General features: G+C 26.9%; 24 protein-coding genes. 8 read left to right on the top strand and 16 right to left on the bottom strand.

The window, feature by feature from the left end; genetic code table 11:
• The first annotated feature begins 152 nt into the window (after positions 1 to 152).
• Positions 153 to 716 carry an NUDIX hydrolase gene (locus tag ARA56_RS05580; protein WP_055264668.1) on the top strand — a complete coding sequence of 188 codons (564 nt, stop codon included), beginning with the start codon at positions 153 to 155 and terminating at the stop codon, positions 714 to 716.
• A gap of 154 nt (positions 717 to 870) precedes the next feature.
• Here ARA56_RS05580 and ARA56_RS05575 read toward each other — a convergent pair whose 3' ends face one another.
• From ARA56_RS05575 to ARA56_RS05560, 5 genes are all read right to left on the bottom strand, one after another.
• On the bottom strand, positions 871 to 1761 hold the full coding sequence (locus ARA56_RS05575) for a glycerophosphodiester phosphodiesterase (RefSeq protein ID WP_055264667.1): 891 nt from the start codon (positions 1759 to 1761) through the stop codon (positions 871 to 873).
• Positions 1762 to 1945: 184 nt separating this feature from the next.
• Positions 1946 to 3025: a ribosome small subunit-dependent GTPase A gene (gene rsgA / locus ARA56_RS05570; protein WP_231071833.1), complete on the bottom strand. Its 1080-nt coding sequence runs from the start codon at positions 3023 to 3025 to the stop codon at positions 1946 to 1948.
• A 318-nt stretch (positions 3026 to 3343) separates the two neighbouring features.
• Positions 3344 to 3511, bottom strand: coding sequence for a hypothetical protein (locus ARA56_RS16620; protein ID WP_156334256.1), 168 nt, complete (start codon positions 3509 to 3511; stop codon positions 3344 to 3346).
• Positions 3512 to 3928: 417 nt separating this feature from the next.
• On the bottom strand, positions 3929 to 4654 hold the full coding sequence (locus ARA56_RS05565) for an MgtC/SapB family protein (RefSeq protein ID WP_055264666.1): 726 nt from the start codon (positions 4652 to 4654) through the stop codon (positions 3929 to 3931).
• Positions 4655 to 4882: 228 nt separating this feature from the next.
• Positions 4883 to 5332, bottom strand: a complete 450-nt coding sequence (locus ARA56_RS05560) for a hydrogenase maturation protease (protein WP_055264665.1) — start codon at positions 5330 to 5332, stop codon at positions 4883 to 4885.
• Between the two features lie 153 nt (positions 5333 to 5485).
• Here ARA56_RS05560 and ARA56_RS05555 point away from each other — a divergent pair, with 153 nt between their 5' ends.
• Positions 5486 to 6049 carry an RIO2 family protein gene (locus ARA56_RS05555; RefSeq protein WP_055264664.1) on the top strand — a complete coding sequence of 188 codons (564 nt, stop codon included), beginning with the start codon at positions 5486 to 5488 and terminating at the stop codon, positions 6047 to 6049.
• Positions 6050 to 6108: 59 nt separating this feature from the next.
• On the opposite strand, the gene ARA56_RS05550 is transcribed toward ARA56_RS05555, so the two are convergent.
• From ARA56_RS05550 to ARA56_RS05540, 3 genes are all read right to left on the bottom strand, one after another.
• A complete protein-coding gene (locus ARA56_RS05550) occupies positions 6109 to 6714 on the bottom strand; it encodes an ATP-dependent Clp protease proteolytic subunit (protein ID WP_055264663.1) in 606 nt (201 codons plus the stop codon).
• Between the two features lie 89 nt (positions 6715 to 6803).
• Positions 6804 to 7967: an AI-2E family transporter gene (locus ARA56_RS05545; RefSeq protein WP_055264662.1), complete on the bottom strand. Its 1164-nt coding sequence runs from the start codon at positions 7965 to 7967 to the stop codon at positions 6804 to 6806.
• A 118-nt stretch (positions 7968 to 8085) separates the two neighbouring features.
• The gene (locus ARA56_RS05540; RefSeq protein ID WP_055264661.1) at positions 8086 to 8322 is read right to left on the bottom strand and encodes a TIGR04540 family protein; all 237 of its coding nucleotides are present in this window, start codon (positions 8320 to 8322) and stop codon (positions 8086 to 8088) included.
• 248 nt (positions 8323 to 8570) lie between these two features.
• Here ARA56_RS05540 and ARA56_RS05535 point away from each other — a divergent pair, with 248 nt between their 5' ends.
• The 3 genes from ARA56_RS05535 (at position 8571) to hdhA (ending at position 11296) form a co-directional block, all read left to right on the top strand.
• Positions 8571 to 9314: a polysaccharide deacetylase family protein gene (locus ARA56_RS05535; RefSeq protein WP_084758969.1), complete on the top strand. Its 744-nt coding sequence runs from the start codon at positions 8571 to 8573 to the stop codon at positions 9312 to 9314.
• A 204-nt stretch (positions 9315 to 9518) separates the two neighbouring features.
• Positions 9519 to 10361, top strand: coding sequence for a patatin-like phospholipase family protein (locus ARA56_RS05530; RefSeq protein ID WP_055264660.1), 843 nt, complete (start codon positions 9519 to 9521; stop codon positions 10359 to 10361).
• Positions 10362 to 10501: 140 nt separating this feature from the next.
• On the top strand, positions 10502 to 11296 hold the full coding sequence (gene hdhA / locus ARA56_RS05525; protein ID WP_055264659.1) for a 7alpha-hydroxysteroid dehydrogenase: 795 nt from the start codon (positions 10502 to 10504) through the stop codon (positions 11294 to 11296).
• Between the two features lie 120 nt (positions 11297 to 11416).
• Here hdhA and ARA56_RS05520 read toward each other — a convergent pair whose 3' ends face one another.
• From ARA56_RS05520 to ARA56_RS05505, 4 genes are all read right to left on the bottom strand, one after another.
• Positions 11417 to 12223, bottom strand: a complete 807-nt coding sequence (locus ARA56_RS05520; RefSeq protein ID WP_055264658.1) for an EAL domain-containing protein — start codon at positions 12221 to 12223, stop codon at positions 11417 to 11419.
• Between the two features lie 58 nt (positions 12224 to 12281).
• Positions 12282 to 13616 carry a sensor histidine kinase gene (locus ARA56_RS05515; protein WP_055264657.1) on the bottom strand — a complete coding sequence of 445 codons (1335 nt, stop codon included), beginning with the start codon at positions 13614 to 13616 and terminating at the stop codon, positions 12282 to 12284.
• A gap of 23 nt (positions 13617 to 13639) precedes the next feature.
• On the bottom strand, positions 13640 to 14362 hold the full coding sequence (locus ARA56_RS05510) for a LytR/AlgR family response regulator transcription factor (RefSeq protein WP_055264656.1): 723 nt from the start codon (positions 14360 to 14362) through the stop codon (positions 13640 to 13642).
• 339 nt (positions 14363 to 14701) lie between these two features.
• A complete protein-coding gene (locus ARA56_RS05505; RefSeq protein WP_055264655.1) occupies positions 14702 to 15619 on the bottom strand; it encodes an aldo/keto reductase in 918 nt (305 codons plus the stop codon).
• 289 nt (positions 15620 to 15908) lie between these two features.
• On the opposite strand from ARA56_RS05505, the gene ARA56_RS05500 reads away from it, so the two are divergent.
• The gene (locus ARA56_RS05500; RefSeq protein ID WP_055264654.1) at positions 15909 to 16730 is read left to right on the top strand and encodes a tetratricopeptide repeat protein; all 822 of its coding nucleotides are present in this window, start codon (positions 15909 to 15911) and stop codon (positions 16728 to 16730) included.
• Between the two features lie 8 nt (positions 16731 to 16738).
• Here the strand turns inward: ARA56_RS05500 and ARA56_RS05495 are convergent, their stop codons facing one another.
• The 4 genes from ARA56_RS05495 to ARA56_RS05480 all read right to left on the bottom strand — a co-directional run bounded on the left by ARA56_RS05495 (position 16739) and on the right by ARA56_RS05480 (position 23280).
• A complete protein-coding gene (locus ARA56_RS05495; RefSeq protein WP_231071835.1) occupies positions 16739 to 17959 on the bottom strand; it encodes a DUF6179 domain-containing protein in 1221 nt (406 codons plus the stop codon).
• A gap of 8 nt (positions 17960 to 17967) precedes the next feature.
• A complete protein-coding gene (locus ARA56_RS05490; RefSeq protein ID WP_055264652.1) occupies positions 17968 to 18438 on the bottom strand; it encodes a DUF6323 family protein in 471 nt (156 codons plus the stop codon).
• 142 nt (positions 18439 to 18580) lie between these two features.
• Positions 18581 to 21796: a ligand-binding sensor domain-containing protein gene (locus ARA56_RS05485; RefSeq protein ID WP_055264651.1), complete on the bottom strand. Its 3216-nt coding sequence runs from the start codon at positions 21794 to 21796 to the stop codon at positions 18581 to 18583.
• Positions 21797 to 21960: 164 nt separating this feature from the next.
• A complete protein-coding gene (locus ARA56_RS05480; RefSeq protein WP_055264650.1) occupies positions 21961 to 23280 on the bottom strand; it encodes an APC family permease in 1320 nt (439 codons plus the stop codon).
• Between the two features lie 249 nt (positions 23281 to 23529).
• On the opposite strand from ARA56_RS05480, the gene ARA56_RS05475 reads away from it, so the two are divergent.
• Complete coding sequence (locus ARA56_RS05475) at positions 23530 to 24099, top strand: LemA family protein (RefSeq protein ID WP_055264649.1); 570 nt, start codon at positions 23530 to 23532, stop codon at positions 24097 to 24099.
• A 1-nt stretch (position 24100) separates the two neighbouring features.
• Positions 24101 to 24925 (top strand): TPM domain-containing protein, encoded by an 825-nt coding sequence (locus tag ARA56_RS05470; RefSeq protein WP_055264648.1) that lies wholly within the window; start codon positions 24101 to 24103, stop codon positions 24923 to 24925.
• Positions 24926 to 25304 lie beyond the last annotated feature (379 nt).

The following is a 25304-nucleotide window of genomic DNA, read 5'->3' as shown; positions in this document are numbered from 1 at the left end:
GAATAGTTTAACTTTATCAAAGATAAATAACTACTGCTTTACAAAACACTTGATTTATACCTACAGTACATTATTGCTGTAGGTTATTTTTTACACTATAATTTAAATAAATAATTTATAACTCTTAAATTATTTATAGGGAGGTTTTTATAATGAGTTGGATTGAGGATATAAAAAAGTATGTTCCATACAACGAACAAGAAGCTAAAGATAAAGAACTTATTTTAGGAGCTATTTCTAATTTTAACAACTTACTAACTAGAGAAAATGTAGTAATGCATATAACTAGCTCTGGTTATGTTATAAACAAAAATAGAGATAAAGTCCTTATGATTTATCATAAAATATATAATTCATGGGCTTGGACTGGCGGGCACGCTGATGGTGATAGTGATTTACTTTATGTTGCTATAAAGGAAGCTAAAGAGGAAACCGGTATTAAAAATGTAGTTCCAGTTATTAATGATATTTTTTCTTTAGATGTAATAACTGTTAATGGACATATTAAAAGAGGCTCTTATGTATCAAGTCACCTTCATCTTAATGTTACTTATCTTCTAGAAGCTGATGAAAACGAAGAATTGGTAGTTAACGAAGAAGAAACCGAAGGAGTTAAATGGTTACCAATAGATAAACTTTCAGATTTCTGTACTGAAGAATATATAATTAACAATATTTATAATAAGCTTAATAAAAAGATAAAATCTTTAAAATAATAAATATAGATAAGGAGGAACACTTCCCCCCCTTATCTATTATTTTATAAAATACTTCACTAATATATAATTAAATATCACAAAAGAATTACATAAATAACAATTACTCTTATTACTATAAATTTAATTTTAATTAATTATCTATCACCTTTCTTTAGTTAATGAACAAATCTGTAGTAATAAAATCAACACCATATTTTATTACCTTTGATTTTGTTTTAATATCATCAATAGTCCACGTGTTAACTTTTACCCCCTTTGAATGTGCATAACTAACTAATTGTCTTCTTAAAGCTTTATATGATGTGTCAATATCAAAATTATTTTTTTTACAGTAATTAATGTTATCTATCGTTATATCTAATATAGCTTGTATATTAATCTTTTTATTTATGCTTCTTATATTTTCTAATAACTTTCTATTAAATGATATAATAATACATTTATCTTCTAATCCATATTTCTTTATTAAATCAATAAATGTATGCGGATTACTAATACTTTTTATCTCTATAACAGGTATCATATTATATTCATTACATACAATAAAAAATTCCTCTAATGTCGGAACCCTTAACATTGGATATTCTGATATATTAGCTCCAAAATCAACTGTTAGTTCTTTTATCTGAGTTAATGTCAACTCTGATACTAATCCTGTACCTGTTGTAGTTCTATCAACAGTTTCATCATGCATTAATATATAGTAACCATCTTTTGTCTCATATACATCAGCTTCTGCTCCATAGAATCCATATTCACCTGCCATTTTATAAGCAGGTATAGTATTTTCTGGAGCTATATTTGAGTATCCCCTATGAGCTATTATTCTATAAGAACTATTTCTGATTATAGTATCTAAATCAACTTCTTTTTCAAAATACTTATTTAATAATAGCTGTTTTTCATCTCCATTTGTCTTCTCATTTTCTTTATACTCTACATTTACACATCTGCTCATATCTAAATCAATCATAGATTCTAAAGTAATATTTATCATAATTACTATTGTTATAATTAATAATAATTTTATTATGTACCTCATTATTTTCTCCCAAAATTTTATTAGCATTTATTAATTAAATATTATAATGCTCAAATAATTATAGAATCATACAAAACCTTTATTGATAATTTAATTTCATATAATATAAAGAAATTCTTAACAAATCTTTATAAAAACAAATAAAAAATAGAGTGATATAAAATCACTCTATTTTAAAATACACTTATCTTCGTTTGTTCTTTGCTTTAACTTCTCTTCTTGCTTTTTTCATCTTTGATATGCTACCAAACATATTATTGATTTTTTCTTTTTCTAAAGATTTTGAATTTAGCTCTTGATATTTAAGTTCTTTATTAATTTTTTTATAGCTTTGTAATCTTTCTTCATCAAGCTCACCATTTTCTATAGCTTTTCTTACTGCACATCCTGGTTCACTTTCATGCTTACAGTCTGAAAATTTACAATCTCTTGCTAAACTATCAATATCAGCAAATGATTTATCTAAATCTGCTGTAATCAATTGTAGTTCCCTCATTCCTGGAGTATCTATAACTACTCCACCATCTGGTAAAATTAAAAGCTGCCTAAATGTAGTAGTATGTCTTCCTTTATCATAATTGCTTATTCCTCCAGTTTCAAGAAGTTCTTCTCCCATTAATTTATTAATAAGAGTTGATTTTCCTACTCCTGATGCTCCTATAAATGCTACTGTTTTATCTCTTCCTATATATCGCTTTATTAATTCATAACCTTCTCCACTCATTGAGCTTGTTACAATAACTTCTATACCTATGGCAACTGATTCAACTTCTAATTGCTTCTCTAATATATCATCGCAAAGGTCTGACTTAGTTAATACAATTACAGGAGTAGCCATACTATCCCAAGCTACTGAAATATATCTTTCTAGTCTACGAATATTAAAATCATTATTAAGAGCCATACATATAAAAACAGTATCTATATTAGCTGCTACCACCTGTACATCTCTTCTAAAACCTGCAACCTTTCTTTCAAATGCGCTCTTTCTTCTTAACACCTTATGAATTATAGCATTGCCAGTTAAATCATTTAATCTATCAACCATTACCCAATCGCCAACAGCTGGAAAACTTTCTGTACCTAAAGCTTCATATTTAAACCTTCCTGAAACTTCAGCCCATACTTCTCCTTCTTCGGTAATTACTTTATACTTATCCTTATGCTGAACTGATACTCTTGCTAAATATAAGTTCTCATACATAGTAGCTTCTTGCTTAAATCTTTCTGTTAATCCTATATTATATAAATTTATTTTATTCAATTTTCTTTTCCTCCTACATAAATACAAATAAAAATCCTATGTGAGGAGGTATTAAGTTTTACATATGCGTAAGGTTATTTAATACCAGCCTCACCATTTAATACAATATCTAAATAAGTTCTTTTATTCATCATAAAACATCACTCCTTTTTTATTATCGAGCTTACTCTCTACTAAATAAATGTGTAACTACGTTACTTTCTCAAAAAATACTATCTATCATGGCCACTATGATTATACACCATTTATATATCCAATAAAATATATTTTATCAATTATTTAACATATATCTTTTGAATACTAAACTATTTTTGCTAACTATGATAATACTTTAAGTTCCTTTAATAATTCTTCATATTGTTTTTCATACATACTCTTTTTTTCACTATTACTTTCTATAGATATTAATGAAATAATCTCTGCTATTTTATTTCTTACTATAATTAATCTTTCTTCTTTTAACTTATCAACTTTAATTAAAATCATAAAAAAATCCCTCCTTCTTTTTTGGAGAGATAATCACTTACTTAATAACCTTTTTTATATAACTAATCAAACTATACAAAAGCATAGTTAAATAAAACCACTATCTTCTATTAATGAGTTAATTAAAATAGCTAAATTTATATCTGACATTCAGATAAACTTTAATTAAAGGTATATCAATTTAACAGTAATGTATCTCTCAACTTTAAACAACACAAATAAAACCTCAGTAAAAATAATTTTTTACTATTCGGCCTATTTTAAAATTTAGTTGTCATATAAATCGAAAATACATTACATTCTCATCAGCTTAATACCTTTACCTTTCTATAATTTAACTTACTTATATTATTATTATATTACTTTTCCTAAAATTGTCTATTACTTTTATATAACTCTTTATATTCGATATACGCTCTACACTTCTTCAATCGTACATATACCTTCTGATTTTCTTAATATTTCAATAACATGATCATATGATGTCATCTTTGGAGATGTTATCGTAAATATACCACCTACAATCGGTTCATTTATATTGTTTGACTTTATGAGTTCCATATCACTTACCTTAAGACCATTAATTTTAATAGACTTTATAAACTTTCCAATATCAGTAATAGATGAAAATTCAACATACAAAGTTATCTCCTTTGTTTTATACATTAAATTCTTTTCCAATCCATGTAAAAGTTCCATAGCAACAAAAATCATTAAGCATCCAACTATAGCTCCTGAATAATAACCTATTCCTATAGTTAACCCGATACAAGCAGATGCCCATAATCCAGCTGCTGTAGTAAGTCCTTTAACTCTATTTCTACCTGTAACTATTATTGTACCAGCACCTAAAAAACCAATTCCACTAATAACTTGTGCACCCATTCTTGATGGATCTCCACCATATTTTGTTGTTATATATTCATTTGTAATCATAACAATAGCTGATGCTACGCATACAAGCATATAAGTTCGAAATCCTGCAGGCCTATTTTTTCTTCCCCTATCTATTCCAAGAATTCCTCCACATATTAATGCTAATAACAATTTAAAAAAGGTATCTACTATTCCTAATTCACTTATTAACTCACTCATTGCGCACCAACTTTCTATTACATAATACACCTTTAGTATTCCTAACATATTTTATATCTACTATATTTATATTACCTTTAATATATTATTGTTACTTAATATTCTATAAAATACACTGACACTTTTCAATTTACTATTTTACTTAATAAATATTCATATTAAATATTAGGTAGTTATCTTTACTTCATTTAAATATTGAAATATTATAATAAATTTTACATTTTCCGTAATATTTAGATGCTAATTTTATAAAAAATAATAGCCTAATCTTATCGATTAAGCCACTATTTTTACTATTTCATCATAAACCCTATCACATATATCTTTAAACTTTTTAGTTAAGATTTTAGATATTTTTTCTGAAGCATCTATACTAGATATTTCTATTCCTATAAAATATCCTAAAACATCTCTTTTTTTCTCTCTTACTAGACTTAATAAACTTTCCTCCTGTGGCAAATTATCATAAGTTATATACTCATCACATTCATCTAATTTTTTAATAGTTATTGTGCCTGGCCTGGTCATGAAATATGTTGAATCTATTATTATAACCTCATCATTATCTTCTATTTTACTTATACAATATGATAAATCTGTTTCTCCAATGATTACTTCTATATTATCTCCTAAAGCTTCTATCTTCTCCTTTAGAACTTCTGCCACTCTAATTCCTATTCCTTCATCACAAAGATGTACATCTCCCAAACCAAAAACCTTAATCATAACTACTCCCCCTAATAATATTCCCTTAATATTATTAATGATTTTAGAAAGTATTTTATGACACAGATAAATCAATAATTATCTCATTAATTATTGTCAAATTCTAAGTTAGATTAATATACTATTATATATAGTATTATTTAAAGTGATGATATGCGAATATATATTGAATTAGAAAGTTGTAAACTTCTTGGAAGTGGTGCTGAAGGTTCCGTATACTTAAGTCCTGAAGGCTATGTACTTAAAAGCTTTAAAAGTAAAAAAGCAGCTGATAAAGAAGCTTTTATACTTAACTGTGCTAAAAACAGTAGATTTTTTCCTAATGTAATCCTTCAAGTAAGTACATTAATAATTAGAGATTATGTCGGTGGAGAAAATCTTTACGAGTATCTATCAGTCCATGGCTTATCTTATAAAGTTTCTACAGAAATTATTGATTTCATAGAAGATTTAAAAATACTTAAATTTAAAAGATTAAATATTAGAAATGCACATATTTTTATAAATGAAAAAGAAGAACTAATGGTTATTGATCCTAGAAAATCTTTTTCCAAAAACACACCCTACCCAAAAGATATAGTTAAAATATTTCTTAAGCTTCACCTATTTGATAAATTTTTAGAGGATCTAACATCCTATAAACCTGATTTACTCTCTTACTGGATTGATGCATATGAATATACAGCTAAGTTTAATAAAGTATCAAGATACGGCTAACTTATTTACTCAATAATAAAAATAAGTCGTAACTCCAATTGTTTACGACTTATTTTTTGCTAGTTAGCTAATTCAGAACTTTCAGTTATTATCTTATTAACTATTCCATAATTAATAGCATCATTAGCACTTAGCCAATAGTTTCTATCTGTATCTCTTTCAACCTTTTCTAAACTTTGACCAGTAGCTTCACTAATTATTGTATTAATTCTTTTACGCATTCTTAATATTTCTTCTGCTTCTATTCCTATATCTGTAGCCTGCCCATTAAATCCTCCTAATGGTTGGTGGATCATATATCTAGTATTTGGAAGAGAATATCTATTTTCTTTATCAGCAGCAAGATAAATTGTTATACCAGCACTTGCTACCCATCCTGTTCCTATTATTATAACCTTTGGCTTTACAAACTTTATCATATCATGTATTGTATCACCTGCTTCAACATGACCACCTTGACTATTTATGAATATCTTAATTGGTTCATCTCCCATTTCTTCGAGAATTAATAATTGTGCAATAACTCTTTCAGCTAAAGCTTGATTTATCTCTCCTGAAATAATTATAGTTCTAGATTTTAGTAATTTCTCCATAACTACATTAGGAGTTTCCTTTGTTTTTTCGTTTTTTTCATCTTTTTCAGAATCACACCCATAAATTCTCATAAAATCCTCCTTATAGAAAAAAAGTATATAAATACATTATATACTTTTATAAATTTTAAATACAATTAAATTTTACCATATTTAATTAATTATTTGTACTCATCAGTAGAAGTTGGTAATCCCTTACTCTTCAATCTTAATTCTACAGTTTCTTTAATTAGCGAATATACTACTGCAAATATTGGTACTCCTACTATCATTCCTACAAAACCTAATAATTTTGAGAATATTAAAAGTGAGAATAGTATCCAAAATGCTGATATTCCTATTGAGTCTCCAAGTATCTTTGGTCCTATAATATTTCCATCAATTTGTTGAATTATAAATACTATAAGTATAAGCCATAAAGCTTTAGTTGGTGACACAAATAATACTATAATTACTGATGGTATCGCTCCAAAAAACGGTCCGAAAAATGGTATTATATTAGTTATCCCTATAATTACTGATATCAGTAATGTATACGGCATTTTACATATAGATAAAATACAGAAAGTTAATACTCCTATTATAAGAGAATCTATAATTTTCCCTACAAGAAATTTACCAAAAGTATCATTACTTATTCTAGCGATTCTTAAAATAAATTTAGCTCTTTCATTTGGAGAAAATGCAAAAATTATTTTTCTAGATAAAGCCAAAAGTTTTTCTTTATCAATTAGCATATAGATAGATACGATAACTCCAATGAATATTGAGAATAAACTTGAGCTAAGTCCTAATAGCATATTTCCTATAACAGGCACCATGTTAGTTATAAACGCAATTATAGCATTTATTAAGTCATTCCACTGCTTCATTAATAACTCTATAAACTGTGGCTCTAAGTCTACTTTACTTAGTAAATCATTAGTAAAATTGCTAAGATCTTTTACATATTGAGGAATACTATTTGCCAATCCTAATATACTATCAACTAATTGCGGCAATACAAATTGTAAAAATAAGTATACCATAATCATTGCAGATAAATATGTAAGTATTAATCCAACTGATCTTTTAACCTTTTTTGACTGCTTATTAAATTTATCCCATTTAGATAAGAGATTTTCATAAAACTTTAACATAAAGTTTAGTAAGTAAGCAATAGCCCCACCTATTATAAACGGTCTAAGCGTTACTATCATCCCATCAACCTTACTTGAAAACTCGTCTATATTAGACATAATCATGTATAGAAGTATGCTACAGGCTATAACAACAAAAGAATATATTGCTATAGTCGTATATCTTTTATTCCATTCTACTTTCATTTTAACCCCCGACTTTAGTACTTTTCTTTAATTATAGCATGATATTCTATAATTACATTAATATTTACAAAAAATTAAGTTACTTAATAAAAAAATAAGAGCTGATATATCAGCTCTACTATTTCATATCATTTTTAACTATTTTATCTATAATCTCTACTCTTTCATCACCTAAATATTTAGATATATTAACATTCATATTTTTTTCTTTATATACTCTATCTCTATTAGCTTCAACTATTGCAAGTATCTTGCTTTCCATAGTTTCATATGTCATAAGATCCTCTAAATATACATCAACTATATCCTTTAAACATGTAGCTAATTCTCTAGGATTTCTATAAACTTTTCTCATAATAACTCCTTGTTAATTCTTATCTTAATTTTTCATCTATATTATATATCAATAATTTTATTATGTATAGTAAGTGAAGCTCTAAATCTTTGATTTAGTTATCTGAATTTACTCCTACGAACCTAGGTGAGTATTGAATTTCCTTTAAAAGTTTCTAACTCTTTTATTTAGTTAACTAAACTTAAGCGAATAATTAAAACAGTTATGATAAAAATACTATTATATCAATATGTTTGGAGGTAATCATTTTGAACAATTTAACTAGAAAATATATTTTAAAAATAACATTATTAGCTATATCACTATTTTTTACTGCATCTATTTTTGCTTCTGCATCTATGGACAATCCCCCAGATATTACAGAAGATTCCACCAAAAAAATTGTATATTTAACTTTTGATGATGGTCCTAGTGAAAATACAACTAAAATATTAGACATATTAAAGGAAAATGATGTTAAAGCTACATTTTTTATAATATCACCTTATATACCTAGTCATAATGAAATAGTTAAAAGGATTTATGATGAAGGTCACTCTTTAGGTAATCATACTGCTGATCATGAATTTAATAAAATATATACTTCTGAAGAAGCTTTTATGAAAAGTTTTAATAAACAACAAGAATTTATAAAATCATTAACTGGTTCTGAATGTAGAATCTTCAGATTTCCAGGCGGTTCTAAAAACATATTAGTTAGAAATGCTCATGGAAAAGACTTTACAAAAAATATAATTATTAAATTAGAACAAGAAGGTTTTCACTGTTATGATTGGAATGTTGATTCAGGTGACTCTCATGCGAGTAGCGTTCCTGTAGGTACTATTTGCAATAACATTTTAAAAGAAATGAAAGATAAGGAAGGAAATTTCAAAAACCCCGCAATAGTGCTTATGCATGATTGTCTAACTAAAAAAACTACAGTTCAAGCGTTGCCTGAAATTATTAAAATTTTTAAAGATAATGGTTATGAATTCGATACCCTAAAATAAAGTGCGAAGCCTCCTTCGCACTTTTTTAAATCTCGTCTAAAGCTCCCACAATCACTTTTTTCAAAAAACACCTCAGAAAGCTTTCTTAATAAATTTAACTATATTCTATTATTATCAAATAATTTATATCTTTGGCTAAATATTGAAATTTAGACTTTCTTAGTCTATAATTTCTATTAAGATTTAATATGAAAGGAGATTCTTATGCCTAGTTTAGTTTTAGAGGGTGGTACCTTTAGACCAATTTTTAGTGCTGGAGTTATGGATGCTCTTTTAGATAACGATATTATGTTTCCTTATTGCATTGGTGTTTCTGCTGGAATTACTAATGGTGTTTCTTATATCTCCAAACAAAAAGGAAGAAATTTAGAAGTAATAGAAAATTATCGTAATGATAAAAGGTATTTTGGAGTAAGTAACTTTTTTAAATGCAAAAGTATATTTGGATTAGATTTCACCTTTGACGAAGTTCCTAATAAACTTAATATTTTTGATATGGATACATACAAAAGTTATGAAGGTAAAGTCCTAGTAGGAGTTACTAATGCTAAAACAGGTAAAGCGGAATATTTAGATGGTAAAGAACTTGATAATACAGCTCAAATGCTTAGAGCCACTTGTGCTATTCCAATATTCTTTCCTGTAATAAAAATTAATGATAAGGAATATTATGATGGCGGTCTCTGTGACCCTATTCCTATTAAAAAAGCTATTGAAGATGGTAATGAGAAACATCTAATTATTCTTACAAGACCAAAAGGATATATTAAGAAGCTTAGTAAAAATAATAGAATAGTTGCACGAATGTTGCGTAAAAAATATCCTAACCTTGAACATATTCTACTGACTAGACATGATTTATATAATGAGACAGTTAGATTCTGTGAAGAATTAGAACATCAAGGAAAAGCTATAATAATAAGACCCACTGCTGAAGGTGCAATAGATAGCTTTGAAAAAGATACAACTAAACTTCGCGCTGCTTATAACCATGGTTATAATATGGCTATTGAAAATCTAGATAAAATCAAAGCATTATTCACGTAGGTTTTATCAACAAAATATATTTACCTCCATTACTACACATTTCTAATTTAAATTATAAATTTAACTAAAGACAAAAACATTTTATTTATCTATAATTAAATAAACATAAGAAAACTTAATTAATGAAAGGATGTATTAATATGAATTTAAATGATAAAGTAGCTTTAGTTACTTCTGCAACGAGAGGTATAGGTTTTGCAAGTGCTTTAAAACTAGCTGAAAATGGTGCTACAGTTTATATGGGAGTAAGAAGATTAGAAGCAACTCAAGAGATTGTAGATAAATACCCTAATCTTAAAATGATTCCTGTATTCTTTGATGCTTATAAAGTTGAAAGCTATAAAGAAATGGTTCAAACCGTTATTGAAAAAGAAGGTAAAATTGATATATTAGTAAATAACTTTGGAACTGGAAGACCTGAAAAAGATTTCGATCTTGTTAATGGTGACGAGGATGCCTTCTTTGAAATAATCGAAAGTAACCTAGGAAGTGTTTATAGAATATCTAAATTAGTAGTACCTCATATGATTAATACTGGTGGTGGAAGTATTGTTAATATATCTTCTATTGGAGGAAGTGTTCCTGATATTTCTAGAATAGGTTATGGTGTATCTAAAGCTGCTGTAAACAATATAACTCAACAAATAGCTATGCAATACGCAAGAAATAATATAAGATGTAATGCTGTATTACCTGGATTAACGGCTACAGATGCTGCCATAGACAATATGCCTGAAGACTTTAGAAAATCATTCTTATCACATGTTCCTTTAAACAGAATGGGAACTCCTGAAGATATGGCTAATGCTGTATTATTCTTTGCAAGTGATATGTCATCATATGTTACAGGTCATATAATGGAAGTTTCAGGGGGATATCATTTAGGAACTCCTCAATATGCTGATTTTGTTGGCCGAAAAATGGTAGAACAATAATTTAATTATTAAAGGGTACTTTAACTAGTTCTTAATACTAATATAAAAAACTCATTACTTAGCATTTCTATTTTTATTAGAAATTACTATGTAATGAGTTTTTAAATTTTTTATACTTTTCTATACTATATTTGATTTGTCTAAATTTAAACTAGTCATATCTCTATTCTTTAAATATTCAAGTTCAACCGGTTCACTTAAATAAAATCCTTGTATAAGCTTATACCCATATTCTTTTAACATATCTAACTGGCTTTTATTTTCTACGCCTTCTACTACTATACCAATATTTAGTTCTTTTGATAAATTCAATATATGTTTAAGAATAACTCTCGCTCTGCTGCTATCCTCTAATTGTGATGTTATACATCTATCAATTTTTACACAATCTGCATTAAATTCAATTATTCTATCTATATTTGAATATTCTCTTCCAAAGTCGTCAATAGCTATTTCTATTCCTATCTTAGATAATTCATTTAATACTTTCTTTGATTCTTCTAAATCTTTAACATTTGAGTTTTCTATAACCTCTATACATATCCTATTAGGTGAAATATTATATTTATCTAATATCGCCTTTGTATTTTTTACAAAGTTACATCTTTTTAAGTGCAGTAAAGATACATTAATGCATACTTTCCCAAAGTTAATATTATCATCAGTCAACATTTTCACAGCTTTACAAGCTTCTTCAAAGACTATATCACTAATCCTATATAATAAATTATACTCTTCTGCTATTGGAATAAATATATTGGGCTGTATTATTCCAAATTTATTATCTTTTAATCTTATTAATAATTCTATCTTTTCCATTATTCCTGTTTCTATATTATAAATTGGCTGATATACAAACGTAAAACTATTATTTCTTATAGCAGTCTTAATAATTTGTACAATTTTAATTTCACTTAAATTATTCATTAAATCGCCACCTTCAAATATTATGATTACTACTTACATTGCTAAATAGTTTTAAATCTTACTTAATGGTTTTTTCAGTATTTTCCATTACTATCTTTGTTTCAAATATATAATTATCATGCTTTCTAGTAACTACACCATTATATTCATCAACAATTTTATTTATCTGTGCAATACCTCTGCCTAACAATCCTTTTCTTTTACTACTAAAATATTCGTTATCTATTAACTCTATATTTCCACTCATAGAATTTTTAATTAATATTATTAAATTTTTTTTTACAGTAATAATTTTTATATTTATAAACCTATTTGATTTAGTTCTCTCACAAGCTTCAATAGCATTATCTAAAAGATTACCTAATAATCCACATAAATCTATATCATCTATATGTATAGGCTCTGTTATGTTAACACTTGTTTTTACATCTATATTTTTATCAACTGCAACAATTATTTTAGAATTAATTATTGCATTTAAAACATTATTATTAGTTGTTATAAAGCTCTTGTATTTTCTATCATAATTAATACTATTTGATATTTCACCTAAGTATTTGCCTGCTTCCTCGTATCTTTTTTCTTTTAACATATACATAGCTACATTTATATGATTCTGCCAATCATGCTTCCATTGAGTCATTTCGTTATATATTGTTCTGATTTCTTTGTTATATTTACTATCAGCTTCAAGCTTATTCAAGTTGCATTCAGTAATAATTAGCTTTTTAGATTTTTCGTAAGATAAATTTAAAATTCTTATTAATAAAAAATGAGAAATTAATATTGCTATTGCTACAAAAGCACTTTCATTCCCTATACTTTTCCCAACATAGATAAATCTGTTCATTAATATGTTATCCGCGCTAGCCATAATAATATTACTTATTGTTATTACAGGTAACACACTATTGTCCTTAAGCTTTATATATTTAAATATTCTAGAGAAAATGATTAAACTAATAAGATATATAATAATTTTTGCAGTTACGATATATTTTTTAACAAAATCTATATTTATCGCTAATGTAGTAGGTATACCTTTCACTGTTAAATATATATAAAAAAATAATATATTCATAGTTGCTATTAAGATTATATATGTAGATACTAAGTATAACTTCTCCCAAATTGAGCCTTTTTTATAAATAAACAAATAAATAATACTTGGTACTAAAGTAATCAGTTCAGTGACCATTATTGTGTTATATTTTTCTAGCCATACTGACATTAGAACTGTAGTTAGTATAATAACTATTAAAGTTCCTATAATTATGTTTATTTTACTAATTTTTTTCTTAAACTCTAATTTTCTTCCTAAAAACCAATTCATTACGATTGAATAAATTAATAATTTGAATAAATCCGAAGCATAATTACTATTAAACGTCATTGCAATTTCTCCTTTAAAACCAATCACTCAGTTTTTGCAAAGTAATTAATAAAGGTATTATATGTATTATCCATTCTTGTTTTACTTATAGGAATTTTAATATCATCCTCTAATAGCAAGCTGTTCTTGTTTATATTTTTAACATACTTAATATTTACAATATAAGACCTATGACATCTAACAAAATTTTCTTTAGGCAATAGCTCCTCTAATTGACTAATTTTCCTATTAAAAGTATATATTTCATTCTTACTATGAATATCAATGTAATGATCAAAAGCGATAATATAGAATATATCATCATAGTCTATCTTAAATATATTTTTACCTTTTGATAAAAGTAAAAATTGTTTAGCATTTTTATCTTTTTCTAATTTTTCTTTTACTCTATCTAAAACATTAAAAATTTTCTCATCATTAATTGGTTTTAGTAGATAGTTAAATGCTGCTACGTTATATCCATCAAACACATAATCATCTATTCCACTAATAAAAATAATTATTACATCACTATCCTTTAATCTTATATTTCTAGCTAACTCCATGCCAGACATACTTTTCATTCGAATATCTAGAATGATAACATCGTATACCTCTTCATATTGCCAACTAAATAGAAATTTTTCTGCAGATTCAAATATATCTATTTTATATTCAATATTATTCTTATCTGCCCATCTTTTTATATAATCTTGATTAATCTCTGCCTGAATTATTTCATCTTCACAAATTGCAAATTTTATCATACCAGACCCCTTCAGTTAAAAATAAAATTTTTCTATATCATTGATATTAATTTAAAATACATCCGTCATAAATTTATGTTTTTTTACATTTTCGCTTAATCTATGATAAAGTATCTTAAATAAATTAATCTATTTTCTTCGTGTAATAATTATTTTTATTCGCAAATTTTTATTCATATTATAAATCTAACAAAATAAATTCATTAAATTTGCACAGTCATTATATTAGTTTTTCCATCTCAGCAATAAAAATACTCAAGAGTTCTTATTACAAAAAAAAATAGATAGCAAGTCGCTATCTATTAATGTAAAATTTCTATTTCAAATTTAATCTTAATATTATGGCAGTTGATTACCTGCTGCTCTATATAATTCATACCATTCTTGTCTTGTTAATTCAACTTCTGAGGCTTTACATATATCTCTTAAACGTTCAGTATTAGTAGTACCAACTATTGTTTGTATTTTTGCTGGATGTCTTAATATCCAAGCAGTAGCTATAGCTGAATTTGTCACATTTTTCTTTTCTGCAATTTCATTTATCTTTGCATTTAACTCTGGGAACTTATCATTATTTAAGAATACACCTTCAAAGAATCCATATTGGAATGGAGACCAAGCCTGGATAGTTATATCCTTAAGTCTGCAATATTCTAATATACTTCCATCTCTATCTATTGAAGGCTCTACCTTCATATTTACGTTTATTCCGGAATCTATTATTCCAGTATGCATTAAGCTAAATTGTAATTGATTTATCATTATCTTATTTTTCAAATACTTATTTAAAAGCTCAATCTGCATTGGATTATGATTGCTTACACCAAACTCTCTTACCTTTCCTGCTTTAAATAATTCTTCAAATGCTTCTGAAACTTCTTCAGGTTCCATCAAAGTATCTGGACGGTGTAATAATAATATATCAAGATAATCTGTTTTTAACCTCTTTAATATTCCATCAACAGAACTTATTATATGCTCTTTTGAGTAATCGTAAAATCCTGGTCTTATTGAACACTTACTTTGAATTATCATTTTTTCTCTTAAGCTTGAATTCATTCCTATAGCTTCTGAAAAAATCTCCTCTGATCTTCCTTTGCCATAAATATCTGCATGATCAAAGAAATTAATCCCTTCCTCTAACGCTATATTAATTAACTTATTTACATCTTCCTTTTCCATATCTGCAATTCTCATACATCCTAAGCCTATGCTAGAAGCTTTAATATCAGTTGTACCTAAAATTATATTTTTCATAATATTTTCCTCTCACTTTCTACTCCCTATTTTTTATTAACTCTTTCTTACGTACTACAAGTGTTTCACATTTATCCTAGTCAAACATTTTATCATTTCCTAACATGATATTTTTACATCATTTCTATAGTACTACTTCTATCCTATCATCTAAACATTTTCATAGTCAAATATTAATTGTTAATATAAATTAAATTTAATCTATTAACCTTAACTTTTATTCTCTTTCGTTATATAATATTTTACATAATAAGTAATATAAATTTAATTAGGTGAACGGAGAAAATTTATGAGTAAAGAAAAAAATAAAATTCCATCGATAAGTATTATTTTAATAATTATTTCTTTTTTTATTATGACTGTAAGCAAAGCTGTTGGAATAGTATTAATTACTGCAATAATACTATTTAATATTTTAAAGCAAAAATACCTTATTAATGTTATAAAAGGTAATAGAGCTTATACAGCTAAGGATTACGCTACAGCAATTGAGGAATATAAAAAAGCTGTTTCTTCTAAGTATGCAAATGCAGGAATTATTAGAGGCTACATCTTAATCGAGCTAAAACATGGGAATCCTGATAGAGCTAAAGAAGTTTTAGATAAACTTTTAGCAGAAAGAAAATTCAAAGACCATGAAATGCTTAATTTAAATGTATCTAAAGCTTTAATACTCTGGAAAACTGGTAATCTTGAAGTTGCTATTAATAAGCTTAAAGATTTATTATCAAAAGAAAAAAGTTCTTATATTTACGAGACTTTAACGTCTTTATTACTTATAGCTGGCCGTGTTGAGGAATCTCTTGAATTACTAAAAGAAGGCCTAGAGTATGATGACAGCAATAATATATTAAAATCAAATTTTGGTGAAGCTAACTTTAAGCTTGGAAATACTGAAGTTGCTGAAGAAACTTTTGCCTCATTATTAGAAGAGAATATTTTATTTATTGAACCTTACTACTTCTACGCATTAATACTTAAACAAAAAGGTGAAACTGAAAAAGCTATTGAATTATTAGAAAAAGCATTAGATACTAATGATTCATTGCTAACAACTGTTTCAAAAGATTCTGCAGAGAAAGTTTTATATGAATTAACACCAAATATATAAAGTGTGAGCTATTGCTCACACTTTTTTTCCCATCCTGAGTCTGAATAATACTCTGGATTATTTTCTAGATAATATCTTATTAATTCAATCTCATCTTTGGAAAGCGCCTTAAATAATTCTATAGGCTCATCTCCCCAGAAACATTGTCCTAAAACTTCTATCAAATCTTCTAAGCTGTGTATTTCTTGTTTTACTATAGCTATTTTATCTGAAATAAATCTACAGCTTTTTATTTCATCTATCAAATCTCTTAATTTTTCATCATTCATTGGCTCATTATCTATAAATACATTTTCTATAAAATCATCCTGTATTTCAAAACTTAAAAATATATTTTCTATATTTCCTTCTGCTAATGCCTCTTCAAGCCTAGGATATATATCTATACAAGTTTTTTTAATATACTCTATCACTTCATTACTCTTTATATTTAATTTATCACAAACTTTTTTTGCTCCATCAGCAAGTGCTTCTTTAGTCTGCTTTTTTGATAACCCTTTGAAAAAGAGTAATAACCTTTCTCTCTGAAATTTTGAAATATCTAATCCTAATATATCTTCTTCTAAAATAGAAAGTCCTAAAGTATTAATAACAACTGGCTCAAATATATTAATTAATAAACCTTTATAATCAGAACAATGGCTATTTAAAATATTAATTATATTTTCTCTACTAAATTTACTACAAAACTTATTTTCAATTAAAATTGTCTTTAAATACTTATTAATATACTCTATTCCTTGCAATTCTTCTGATATTGGATTTGAAAGCTGATAATCTATACTACAGTCTATCTGATGTGCAAAAAATCTATAATCATACCTCTTAAAGAATTGTTCTATTTCCCTAATAGTATCTTCATAAGAGATATTTCCTATATGAATTGATGTTTCTATTACTTCCTTTAACAAAACTTTTCCTTCATCTATCATAGCCTCTATTTTAGCCCATGATTCTTTAAGTAGCTTCATCATATCATCATTTATTAATCTTTCTACAAAATCACTAGAATCCCTTAACTCTATACCTATCGAAAAAGAAATCGACTTAAGTAACTCTTCTGCTATTTCAATAGGAACAGAAGTACTATCCCCCATTGTATATCGTTCAGTCCACTTTCCTAATAGGTTCCACATCTTAATTTCAATTAGCTCTCTATTTTCATTACTAATATTATTCTCTAATTGTATCTCATCTGAAAACTTCAACAAACTGTTGTTATTCTCCATAATACCTCCTAAAATTGATGTCCATATATATCAGTATCATCAACTTTAAATCCGTATCTTGTATTTCTACAAAGCTCCTCTAAAGTTGTTCCACTTAAATACTCTAAAGAGCCTTGGCATTTCCCATCAAAATGTCTTTTCATAAACTCAATTAGCTCATCATCTGAAATTTGATCCATAGCTTCACTTTTAAAAAAGTAAAATGCATCTTGAAGCTCTAATAAGGTATCTTCATAATTTTGCTGCATAATATAAGGTGAATCACAAAAGGCTTCAATTATCTTTGTTAAAATACCTTCAGAAAATTCTATTCTTCCTGTATTTTTCAACGCATCAAAACGTCTTTCAACTAATGCCTTAACTTCATCATCATTTAAATGCAAACCATATTTAATTGTAAGCTCATTACACTTTTTAATCTCTGCTATAGCTTGTTTTTTCTGCATATCCTGAAGAACTAAACTAAATTTTTCATTCATTTCGATCACCTCTCAATACACTTTACTCCTTACCTCAGAGCAGTACAAGACTTGAAATTTTCGTAATTTTATGGTAATATATAATCAGAAAATATAAAAAAAATTCTCAGATAGATTATTCTAACTGGGAATTTTTTTATTATTAATCAATTTTATTTCTTTTTTGTTTTATAGGTAATATGATAACAAACTTACTTCCCTTACCTACTTCGCTTTCTACATATATTTCACCTTCATGAAGTTCTATAATCTTTTTAGTTATAGTTAAGCCTAATCCGCTTCCACCTTTAACTTCAGCATTTTTATCTACAACTTGATTAAATCTATTAAATATTAACTCATGATGATCTTTATCTATTCCTATTCCATCATCTATAATTTCTATTTTTACATGGTTATTAAGATCCTTTATAGTGACCTCAATATTCCCCCCTATATTAGTAAACTTTGCTGCATTGCTCACTATATTAACTATACAGCGTTCTATCTCATTCTCATCTACTTCAATTATCTTTTCTTCTATTTCAGGATCTATAATTAAATTAATACCTTTATCTTCAATATACTCCCTTAAAGAAAGTGCTGCTTCTTCTACTAAATAAACTATATCCACTTCTTTTATGTCTATTCTATAGCTTCCATGTTCAATCTTTGAAGAGTCTATTAAATCATTAATTATTTTCAATAATCTCTTAGTATTATTTCTCATAATTCCCATATACTTATTTAACTTATCTTTTTCTATCCCTAAATCACCTTTGTTTAACTCTCTTATTAATTGTTCCGTTGAATAAATAACATTTAATGGTGTTCTTAGTTCATGAGACATATTTATCAAATAATTATTTTTGCTTTTTTCTAAATCAATTACCTTCTTAAATAAGTCATTATTTCTTTTCATTTCTTCGCTTAAAGCATTAGTTCTTTGGTCTACTAGTTCATCTAGTTTTTTAACTTTATATTTATGATTTAAAAAAGTAATTATTACTATAAAAATGTACAGAAACACAGAGTATTTGCTAGCCCAAAATGGTGGCGATATTGTAAATGCTACACTTGTACTTTCACTAATAACTCCATTATTATTTCTTGCTCTAATATTAAATACATAATCGCCAGGAGAAAGATTACTTAAAGTAATTGAATTTGTTTCCATCGCTGTCCAGTCATCATTAGCACCTTCTAATAAATAATAATATTGTATTGCCTTTGGATTTATGTAATTAGGTAAAAATGCTTCTATAAATATATTATTTTCATCATATTTTAATTTTTTTGAATCAAGGCTATCTATATTTACTCCATTTACCTTAAATTCATCAAATGTTATACCATATGTATATTGAGTTTCTTTAATATCTTCTGGATTAAATATATTAAATCCATTTATTCCCCCAAAAATAAATTCATCTTTTTTATTTTTAAAATAAGCTTTTCCGTTAAATTCATTACTTTGAAGTCCATCAGTTATGTCTAAGTTAATAACTTTTCCATTGCTTCTATTTATCTTGGATATTCCCATATTAGTACTCACCCAAGGGTTACCATATTTATCAACTAATATACCATAAATATTAGCATTTGCTATACCATCTTTAGTTGTGTATCTCTCAAATTCCTCAGTATCCTTATTAAATTTATTTAGCCCTAAGCTAGTTCCTATCCAAATTTCTCCTCTAAACCCTTCTGCTATTGTTCTCACTGAGTTATTGCTTAAAGAGTTCTTATTTTTTTCTTCATTCCTATAAGCCTTTATTTCTTTTGTTCTAGGGTTTATTCTAATTAATCCACCTTGAACAAAAGTTGCTATAAAATACTCACCATCACTATCTTTATATATATCTCCAATATACTGGTCTGATGGAGAATATTCTTTTATAATTTCTGTAATATCTATTATCTCATCTGTCTCTAAATTTAAAATAGATAGGCCTGTTGGTGTTCCTATCCAAAGATATCCTAAACTATCATAATAAATGCTTTTTACTACATTATTAGTCAACCCATTATTTTCGTCATACATCTTACTAGTTTTAGATTCTTTATCAATTATAGCAACTCCTTTATCAGTAGCTATGCATATTTTATTTCCATTCCCAGTTATATCGTATATACAATCACTTGGTATTATATCAATAAGATCATTTTTTCTTAAATTATCAATTCTATCAGTTTCCCTGTTAAGTAAGTCTATCCCCTTATTTTTGCTTCCAATCCATAATAATCCTTGTTCATCCTCATAAAGAGCAGTAACCATATTATCACTTATAGTTTTACTATCAAAAGGATCATTCTTATAATGTGATATCTTTCTATCAGGGTTAAAAATACTAATTCCTGAATAAGTACCTAACCATATAAGGCCTGTCCTATCTTGTATTATAGAAAATATATTATCATCTATTAAAGAGTCTTTGTCGTATAGTTTATTCTTATATGTAGTAAAACTTCCATCATTATTTAACTTTGATAAGCCTCCATCAGTACATACCCATATATGGCCTTTAGAATCCTTCAAAAAGTTTTTAACAAAATTCCCACCTATTGATTTATCATCTTGTTTACAATAATATCTAGTTATTTCATCAGTATTAATATCTATCTTACATGCCCCACTATCATATGTTCCTGCCCATATATATCCATCAGTATCATAGTAAACTTTATATATATTATTTTCACTTATAGTATTTTCATCATTACTGTCATATAGAAAATTCTTTGAGCTACCAGTTTCTAAATTAATTTTACTTATACCATTTTCTGTAGCTATCCATATATTCTTTTGACTATCTTCAACTAATGAATTTATATACTGTTCAGTTAACTTATCACCTTCAAATATTCTTTTAAAGCTATCTGTATCTTCATCATATATATTTAATCCATCTGCAGTTCCTATTAATATTTTATCATCACTAGTTATAAGTATTGATGCAACATTTGCATGCGATAAATTCCCTTTTTCTGCATCATCTAAATAATTAGTTATCTTTTGTCCATCATTATGTATTTTACTCAATCCATTTGCAGTAGCTACCCATATGTTTCCGTACTTGTCCTCTTTTATATCTAAAATATAATTGTTTACCAAACTATTTTTATTATCTTCTTCTACTCTATAAACTTTAAATTGATATCCATTATATCTATTTAGTCCATCGTTGGTACCAATCCATATATATCCTTTACTGTCTTGAAATAGTGCTTCTACTGTCCCTTGTGTTAACCCTTCTTCTATGGTTATATTCTTAAAATTCATCTGTTCTTTTGCTTTTACTTCATAATTATAATTTAATAATATCAAATTAATGGTAATTATTAAGAAAGCCGTCTTCAGTAATCTATTCTTTCTCATATTTCTCTTCCTTTAATAATTAAGAATTAACAACTAAGGCACTATTTTGTAATTATATGCTTAATTGTTAATTCTTGAATTTAAAATTATACTTTTTTTTACACTAAATATAATTTTATCATTATATATATGCAAATACAAGCAACATAAATTTTATATTTCTTCTATTTAGTTCCATTCTTGTGGTAATTATATATATAAAAAGGAATTCCTAATAGCATTAAAATAAATCCCCACATAACGGTTTCTGCACCTGATCCATATATAGTCCAAAGAGTGTATATAAATGCTAATAAAGGTATTATGGACTTACCTATAAACTTTCCTATACTTATCTCCTTTTCATCTCTAAACATTATCATAATCTCAGCAGATACAGATAATAAATATACAGGTAAATATGAAAGAGTTGCTAATATTGTTATAAAAGAAAATGCTGAAACCATACTTTTTTGATAGTTTGTTAATAACAAAATATTTACTAAAATACCACTTATAATTAATGAGTAAACAGGCGTATTGTATTTACTACTTACCTTACCAAATATTTTAGGAAATACTCCATCCTGTCCTGCTGCATAAGCCACTCTTGCTGTAGCTAAAATCCATCCTATAGTTGTTCCTAAAATTGATACTACTACTATAGCTGATATAATTATGCCTACTGAATTTCCTAAATATCTAGTTAAGATATCTGTTAATGGTGCTGTGCTTTTTGCCAATACTTCATTTGGCATAGCTCCCATACTTGCAATACTAATTAATAAATAAATTACTGCCGAAATTATTAACCCATATATAGTGCTTCTTTTTACATTCTTTTCAGGATTTCTTATCTCTCCAGCTGCTACCGTAGCACTCTCTAAACCTATAAATGCCCAAAGCGTAGTAGTAGCTGCTAACGATATTGTTTCTAACCCTTTATTTTTAGGTAGTAACGGAAGCAAATTATTTTTATCAAAATTTAAAAAAGCAATTATTATAAATAAAGCAAAAAAAACTATTTTAAATACGGTTGTAAAGCTTTGGATTTTCCCTGCTTGCTTTACGCCAACTATATTTAATATAGTAACTGCCCAAAGTACTAAACTAGAATAAATTATTGAATAAAGAGGCTTATTTAAAACTGGAAATATAGCCGCTGAATAGCTTGTTAGTGTTACTAAAATAGCTGTATTTCCAATCCATGATCCATTCCAATATAACCATGCACTTAAAAATCCTGCAAACTCTCCAAATGCTTCTTTCACATATTGATATGCACCTCCTGTTTCAGGAAACTTTGAACCTAAATTTGCAAAAGATATAGCTACTAATATAGATCCTATAGTAGTCAATATCCATGCTAAAATTGTTGCAAGAGGACCTGAAACCTCAGCTAATGTAGCTGGTATCATAAATACCCCTGAACCTATCATATTACCACATACCAACATTGTGGCCATAAATAATCCTATATCCTTTTTCAAATTCTTATTTTCCATAAATACACCCTTTACAAATTAAAGTTAAGAATTTATCTAATAAAATCACATCAAGTCTAAGTATTCAAAACTCTCTATTTTTTAATTAGAAATTCTTTTTTTATTTATACTTAATTTGCCCAACCTTTTCCCATTTATCCAACTACAAATAAACTATAAAGATTAAAAATTTAAATTAAGTTAATAATAAATAAGAGGTATTGATTAATAAAAATCAATTCCCTAAGAGAATATGAAAGGAGCGATTTTATGAAAAAAACTTGGACCATTGTCATTGCTATAGTTGTTGTATTAGCAATACTTATTGTACCTATAGTAACTACCTATAATGATCTAGTTTCCTTAGAGCAAAATGTAAATATTGCTGAATCCAATATCGATACACAGCTCCAAAGAAGATCTGATTTAATTCCTAATTTAGTAAATACAGTTAAGGGATATGCTTCTCAAGAAAAAGATATTTTTTCTGATATTGCTAATGCAAGAAGCAAGCTTGCAGGTGCTACCAATGTAACTGAACAAGCTAATGCTGATAATGAATTATCAAGTGCACTTTCTAGATTATTAGTAGTTGTTGAAAACTATCCTGATTTAAAATCTAATCAAAATTTTCAGGATCTTTCTATCCAACTAGAAGGAACAGAAAATAGAATTGCTATAGCTAGACAAGATTATAATACTGCTGCAACGACATATAATACAAAGAGAAAGAGCTTTCCTGCTAATATAGTAGCTTCCATATTTGGATTTCAAGAAAAATCTCTTTATAAGGCTAGTGAAGGTGCCCAAGAAGTCCCTTCAGTAGATTTCTCTAGTTAATATGAATAGAAAATTAAATTTTTTTATTAAATTTACTTTTTCTCTTTTAATATTTAGCTTATTATTTAGTCTTAATGTATTTTGTAGTGAGACTTTTCCTGATCCCACTAACCTAAAGTATTTTAATGACTATACAAATACAATAGATTATTCTACAGCTAAACAAATAGTTTCTATAGGAAAAGAGCTAGAAGATAAAACTTCTGCGCAAGCCATTATAGTAGTTATCAATTCTACAAATGGTGCTCCTATAGAAGATTATGCAAACAAACTATTTAGAACTTGGGGAATTGGTAAAAAAACTAAAGATAATGGTCTTTTAATCCTTTTAGCTATTAATGATAAATCTTGGCGTATCGAAGTTGGACGAGGTCTAGAAGGTGCTATACCAGATGCTTTAACTAACAGAATTATGCAGACCACTGCAAAACCTTGCTTTATTAATGGTAATTATAGTGAAGGTTTACTAAATTCTTATAGTATTTTTTCTGACTATATCGCTTCAGAATACGACGTTACATTAGAAAAATCTTTAAATATTACCTTACCCAATGAAGGTACACAATCTGGAGAAAAAGAGGTAAAAATAGCTGTAAGTCTATTTTTAATTTTAATCTTTGCAGATATTTTTCTTAATAGAGGTAGAGTATCTTCTTCTATTTTACATTTACTATTTTGGAATAACTTTTTTAATGGAAATGGTCGTGGTGGCCCAGGTGGCTTTGGTGGTGGTTCATCAGGCGGTGGTGGTTCATCAGGCGGTGGTGGTTTTGGTAACTTTGGTGGTGGTTCTTCTAATGGTGGTGGTTCCTCCGGAAATTGGTAGGAACAATTACAATTTTCAATTGCCAAGCGACAAATGATTTTATAACTGTAAATTGTAAAATATATATCAGACCGTTTTTATATAACTTTTCTAAATAATAAAAAATAGAACGTATTAATTAATATGTTCTATTTTTATGTATTTAATTGTATAGTTTTTGTAAACTTTTCTCAAAATTTACATGGATAATAAGTTATAAATCATAATTATTTATTAATATATTATATATAGTTATTTGCCCCAAATAAGTAATGCTCTAATTTTTAACTTATACCTATTTTGCTTATATCAAAATTTAATTAAAATCATATATTATTTTTTGATTGAATTTTTTTACAATAACTGTATAATATTTTATAGAATTTCTAATAATTGTCAT

Origin of the sequence: Clostridium disporicum, assembly GCF_001405015.1 — a bacterium.
GTDB classification, from domain to species: Bacteria; Bacillota; Clostridia; order Clostridiales; family Clostridiaceae; genus Clostridium; species Clostridium disporicum_B.
This window is presented reverse-complemented; position numbering and strand designations above follow the sequence as displayed.

Bases quoted from the DNA above. Each gene is read 5' to 3' on its own strand.
- ARA56_RS05580 (WP_055264668.1), top strand. From the start codon at position 153: ATGAGTTGGATTGAGGATATAAAAAAGTATGTTCCATACAACGAACAA.
- ARA56_RS05575 (WP_055264667.1), bottom strand. From the start codon at position 1,761: ATGAGGTACATAATAAAATTATTATTAATTATAACAATAGTAATTATG.
- ARA56_RS16620 (WP_156334256.1), bottom strand. From the start codon at position 3,511: ATGATTTTAATTAAAGTTGATAAGTTAAAAGAAGAAAGATTAATTATA.
- ARA56_RS05565 (WP_055264666.1), bottom strand. From the start codon at position 4,654: ATGTTAGGAATACTAAAGGTGTATTATGTAATAGAAAGTTGGTGCGCA.
- ARA56_RS05560 (WP_055264665.1), bottom strand. From the start codon at position 5,332: ATGATTAAGGTTTTTGGTTTGGGAGATGTACATCTTTGTGATGAAGGA.
- ARA56_RS05555 (WP_055264664.1), top strand. From the start codon at position 5,486: ATGCGAATATATATTGAATTAGAAAGTTGTAAACTTCTTGGAAGTGGT.
- ARA56_RS05550 (WP_055264663.1), bottom strand. From the start codon at position 6,714: ATGAGAATTTATGGGTGTGATTCTGAAAAAGATGAAAAAAACGAAAAA.
- ARA56_RS05545 (WP_055264662.1), bottom strand. From the start codon at position 7,967: ATGAAAGTAGAATGGAATAAAAGATATACGACTATAGCAATATATTCT.
- ARA56_RS05540 (WP_055264661.1), bottom strand. From the start codon at position 8,322: ATGAGAAAAGTTTATAGAAATCCTAGAGAATTAGCTACATGTTTAAAG.
- ARA56_RS05530 (WP_055264660.1), top strand. From the start codon at position 9,519: ATGCCTAGTTTAGTTTTAGAGGGTGGTACCTTTAGACCAATTTTTAGT.
- hdhA (WP_055264659.1), top strand. From the start codon at position 10,502: ATGAATTTAAATGATAAAGTAGCTTTAGTTACTTCTGCAACGAGAGGT.
- ARA56_RS05520 (WP_055264658.1), bottom strand. From the start codon at position 12,223: ATGAATAATTTAAGTGAAATTAAAATTGTACAAATTATTAAGACTGCT.
- ARA56_RS05515 (WP_055264657.1), bottom strand. From the start codon at position 13,616: ATGACGTTTAATAGTAATTATGCTTCGGATTTATTCAAATTATTAATT.
- ARA56_RS05510 (WP_055264656.1), bottom strand. From the start codon at position 14,362: ATGATAAAATTTGCAATTTGTGAAGATGAAATAATTCAGGCAGAGATT.
- ARA56_RS05505 (WP_055264655.1), bottom strand. From the start codon at position 15,619: ATGAAAAATATAATTTTAGGTACAACTGATATTAAAGCTTCTAGCATA.
- ARA56_RS05500 (WP_055264654.1), top strand. From the start codon at position 15,909: ATGAGTAAAGAAAAAAATAAAATTCCATCGATAAGTATTATTTTAATA.
- ARA56_RS05495 (WP_231071835.1), bottom strand. From the start codon at position 17,959: ATGGAGAATAACAACAGTTTGTTGAAGTTTTCAGATGAGATACAATTA.
- ARA56_RS05490 (WP_055264652.1), bottom strand. From the start codon at position 18,438: ATGAATGAAAAATTTAGTTTAGTTCTTCAGGATATGCAGAAAAAACAA.
- ARA56_RS05485 (WP_055264651.1), bottom strand. From the start codon at position 21,796: ATGAGAAAGAATAGATTACTGAAGACGGCTTTCTTAATAATTACCATT.
- ARA56_RS05480 (WP_055264650.1), bottom strand. From the start codon at position 23,280: ATGGAAAATAAGAATTTGAAAAAGGATATAGGATTATTTATGGCCACA.
- ARA56_RS05475 (WP_055264649.1), top strand. From the start codon at position 23,530: ATGAAAAAAACTTGGACCATTGTCATTGCTATAGTTGTTGTATTAGCA.
- ARA56_RS05470 (WP_055264648.1), top strand. From the start codon at position 24,101: ATGAATAGAAAATTAAATTTTTTTATTAAATTTACTTTTTCTCTTTTA.